This is a genomic window from Mitsuaria sp. TWR114 (assembly GCF_007997345.1).
The window spans coordinates 1-3425 of the sequence record NZ_VOSR01000431.1; the positions used below are offsets into that span (position 1 = coordinate 1).

General features: G+C 71.3%; 5 protein-coding genes. 3 read left to right on the forward strand and 2 right to left on the reverse strand.

What is annotated here, in order from left to right:
* Positions 1-92 precede the first annotated feature (92 nt).
* On the reverse strand, positions 93-434 hold the full coding sequence (locus FUT87_RS15780; RefSeq protein WP_147241626.1) for a hypothetical protein: 342 nt from the start codon (positions 432-434) through the stop codon (positions 93-95).
* Between the two features lie 162 nt (positions 435-596).
* Here FUT87_RS15780 and FUT87_RS30775 point away from each other — a divergent pair, with 162 nt between their 5' ends.
* Together FUT87_RS30775 and FUT87_RS30780 are read left to right on the forward strand one after the other, a co-directional pair.
* The gene (locus FUT87_RS30775; RefSeq protein WP_255511870.1) at positions 597-1061 is read left to right on the forward strand and encodes a DUF2817 domain-containing protein; all 465 of its coding nucleotides are present in this window, start codon (positions 597-599) and stop codon (positions 1059-1061) included.
* A gap of 130 nt (positions 1062-1191) precedes the next feature.
* On the forward strand, positions 1192-1518 hold the full coding sequence (locus tag FUT87_RS30780) for a hypothetical protein (protein ID WP_255511871.1): 327 nt from the start codon (positions 1192-1194) through the stop codon (positions 1516-1518).
* 90 nt (positions 1519-1608) lie between these two features.
* Here FUT87_RS30780 and FUT87_RS15790 read toward each other — a convergent pair whose 3' ends face one another.
* Positions 1609-2592, reverse strand: coding sequence for a dienelactone hydrolase family protein (locus tag FUT87_RS15790; protein WP_147241627.1), 984 nt, complete (start codon positions 2590-2592; stop codon positions 1609-1611).
* Positions 2593-2870: 278 nt separating this feature from the next.
* Here FUT87_RS15790 and FUT87_RS15795 point away from each other — a divergent pair.
* Positions 2871-3425, forward strand: a 555-nt coding sequence (locus FUT87_RS15795; protein WP_147241628.1) for a mechanosensitive ion channel family protein, incomplete at its 3' end; no start/stop codon positions are given.

The following is a 3425-nucleotide window of genomic DNA, read 5'->3' on the forward strand; positions in this document are numbered from 1 at the left end:
CAGAACGCCCGGCATGCCGGGCGTTCTGTCGTTCCGGGCGGGCGATTTCCGGTCGTCCGCTCGTCCGCGGATTTGCGCGTCCGATCAGGCGGTCACGCCGGGCCGGACGGCAGCGGGCAAGGTCCAGGGTCGGACACCCCGCTCGCGGGCGTCCATCCGATGACGCCCTGGGCATTGCGGACCTTCACGGCGGTCGAGGAGCACGAGCTGCGCCCCAGCACGACCAGGTCGGCGCTGCGTTCCAGCGCGAGCGGCACCGGCCCGAACCGTCCCGCCACGACGTCGAGGGCGTCCGCTTCCGTCCGATAGATCGAGACGGCCTGCGTGGTCCAGGACGGATCGTCCGATGGCGCGGGCGACTGGCAGGCCGTGAGGCCGAGGGTGGCCAGGCCGGCCGCCGCCATCCGAAAACGCTGCATGTCGAGGTCTTTCATGTCCAGGCACCAGGGGTCGCGGGCAGCCGCCGTGGACAGCGCCGCCCGAGCGACGCGCATTCTCCCCTGCCGGCGTCCCGCCCTCACCGTGACCGACGGCCGGCCTCCCTGCCTTGCGGCATCATCGCGGGCCATCGGTCCAACCCTCTTCCGGAAGCCAGCATGAGCACAGCGCGCTTTTATCCCATCGGCACCCCCGGCGTCCCCTGGGGCGACGCGGAACGGACTGCCTGGCGCGAGCGCCAGGTCCGGCATCGCCGCCACGACCAGGACGTGGTCCCGCGCGTCGAGGCGCTCGCCGACGATTTCGAGATCGTCCGCTATGGCGAGCTCGCCTACGGCGACGACCGCTACCCCCTGCTGGCGCTCAAGAGCCGCGACTGGCGGCCGGAGCTGCCCGTCGCGCTGGTCACCGGCGGCGTCCATGGCTACGAGACCAGCGGCGTGCTGGGCGCGCTGGGTTTCGCCGAGGACCACGCGGCGCGCTACGCCGGCCGCGTCAACCTGCTGGTCGTGCCCTGCGTCAGCCCCTGGGCCTATGAGCGGATCTGCCGCTGGAACTACCACGCGGTCGATCCCAACCGCAACTTCGGCGCGCGCGCGAGGCCGCGGAGTCGAGCGCGCTGATCGCGCTGGTCGAGCCCCTGGCGGGCCGGTTCCTGCTGCACATCGACCTGCACGAGACCACCGACACCGACGCCACCGAATTCCAGCCGGCGCTGGCGGCCCGCGACGGCAAGGAGCCCGACCGCGACGCGTGCCGGACGGCTTCTACCTGGTCGGCGACAGCGAGACCACGCGGCTCGATTTCCAGCAGGCCGTGATCGAGGCCGTGCGGCGCGTGACCCACATCGCGCCGCCCGACGCGCAAGGCCGGATCATCGGCTTCCCGGTGATCGCGGACGGCGTGATCGAGTTCCCGGTGCGCCAGTCCGGCCTGTGCGCGAGCCTCACCGGCGCGCCCTTCACGACCACCACCGAGGTCTATCCCGACAGCCCGCGCACCACCCCGGACGAATGCGTCGCGGCGCAGGTGACGGCCGTGTGCGCGGCGCTGGATTTCGCGCTCGCGCACGCGCCTTGAAGCGAGGGGCGCCCCCGCTCGGTTCACAACACCGACCGCCGGCGCGAACAGCCGATATTGGCGGACGTGTGTGCCGATTCGCCGCGGCCTTCACTGACCGAAGAACACGCGCCGCACAAAGCGCGTCGCATCCTCGCGCGAGGCCTGGAAGGCCGCCTCGTTGCGGCCGACGTGCGCGCCGCGCGTCATGCACGCGTTGATGAACGCCGTCAGCTGGTCCGACGGGATCACCTGCCCGGTGCGCTCGGAGGTCACCACCCAGGTCGGGATGTCGGTGCGGATGACGCCGCAGGCGTAGCCGCTGGTCGCATCGGCCCGGTAGCGCACCGGCAGCAGGCTGTCCCACGCATGATGCGCATCGGCGTAGCGATGCGTCTCCACCGGCGTGCCCAGCGTGGCGTACTCGGCGGCCAGAGCCTCGCAGGGCTCCGGATGCGTGTAGTCGTCGGCGGCCCCGACGAGGTTGAGCAGCGGCGCGCGCGTCAGGTTCGGCGAGGTATAGATCTGCGAGCAGCCGGCATAGGTCGCGATGTGCAGCGCGAAGGCCTGGCCGGTCTTCACCACAGCCCGCAGAAACGGCAACTGCGCCGTCTGCAGCGCCACGGTGCCGCCGCGCGAGAAACCCATGATGCCGATGCGCCTGGCGTCGATGCGGGGGTCGGCCGACAGCAACCGCAGCGCCTGGAAGGCGTCCATCACGTTGGCCGCGGCCGGCACGCTGGTCTGGTCCGCCGCGGTCGACGACACGCCTCGCGGCGCGAAGCTGTCGACGATGAAGGTCGCCACGCCGATGCCGTTGAAGGCCTGGACCCACTGCTGCAGACCCGGCCCCACGCCATCGCTGCCGTGCGCGAGCACGATCGCGGGCACCGGTCCGGCAACACCGGCCGGCAGGCTCAGATCGCCCCATACCGGCGTCGGTACCCATTGCGCGCGGCGCTCGCGCGCGAGGTCGAAGAGCGACTTGGGCGTGAAGCTGTCGAAGGCGATGCGGGTGCTGTCGTCGGCGCGCGCGGCCGTGGCGGACAGGCCGAGCACGCACACGGAGGCCAGGACTCGGAACAGTCGATGCATGAAGGCCCTCGGGCAGTGAAGGAACGCGGCGGGGCGCCTGGCCGGCGCTCCTCGCGAGCGAGGCCGCCACACGGGACGTGAGCGGCCGCCGGAGGTTAACCGCGTGCCGCCGCGCGGCCGGCTCTTCGGTTGTCCCACCCTTCGGGCACACGAGACCGCACCACCGCGCTGCAGCCCTTCGAAGCAGCCGCTCTCCCTGCCCTTTCCCTCCTCGCGGGGGCGAGGGCGTTCATGCCGATACAGACATTCCCCGCCGAAGACACCGACACTCGCCTCCCATGAACAAGTTGAACCGGCTCCTGCACGATGTCCTGCCCGCCTGGGCCGCCGAGTGGCTCGACCTCCTGGTCCCGCTGATCGAGGTCATCCTGATCGGTCTGGGCGCCTGGCTCGTGATGCGCATCGCGCGCCACCTCACCCGCAAGCTCACCAGCGCCTACGCCTTGCCCGTGACCGTCGCCACGGTCTTCCTGCGCTCGGTCGCGGTGCTGATCTATGGCGGCGCCGTGCTCTGGTCGCTGGAGCGGCTGGGCGTCTCCGGCGCCGTCCTCTGGACCGCCTTCACCGGCTTCGCGACCGTGGGCGCGGTCGCGTTCTTCGCCGCGTGGAGCGTGCTGTCCAACCTCTTCTGCGCGCTGCTGATCTACGTCACTCGCGCCTTCCGCGTCGGCGACGTCGTGGAACTGCTGGAATCCGGCGACAAGCCCGGCGTGAAGGGCCGCGTGGTCGACATCAATTTGGTCTACACGACGCTGCTCGAAAGCGGCGACCCGGCCAGTGGCACCAGCCTGCAACTGCCCAACAGCCTGTTCTTCCAGCGCGCGCTGCGGCGC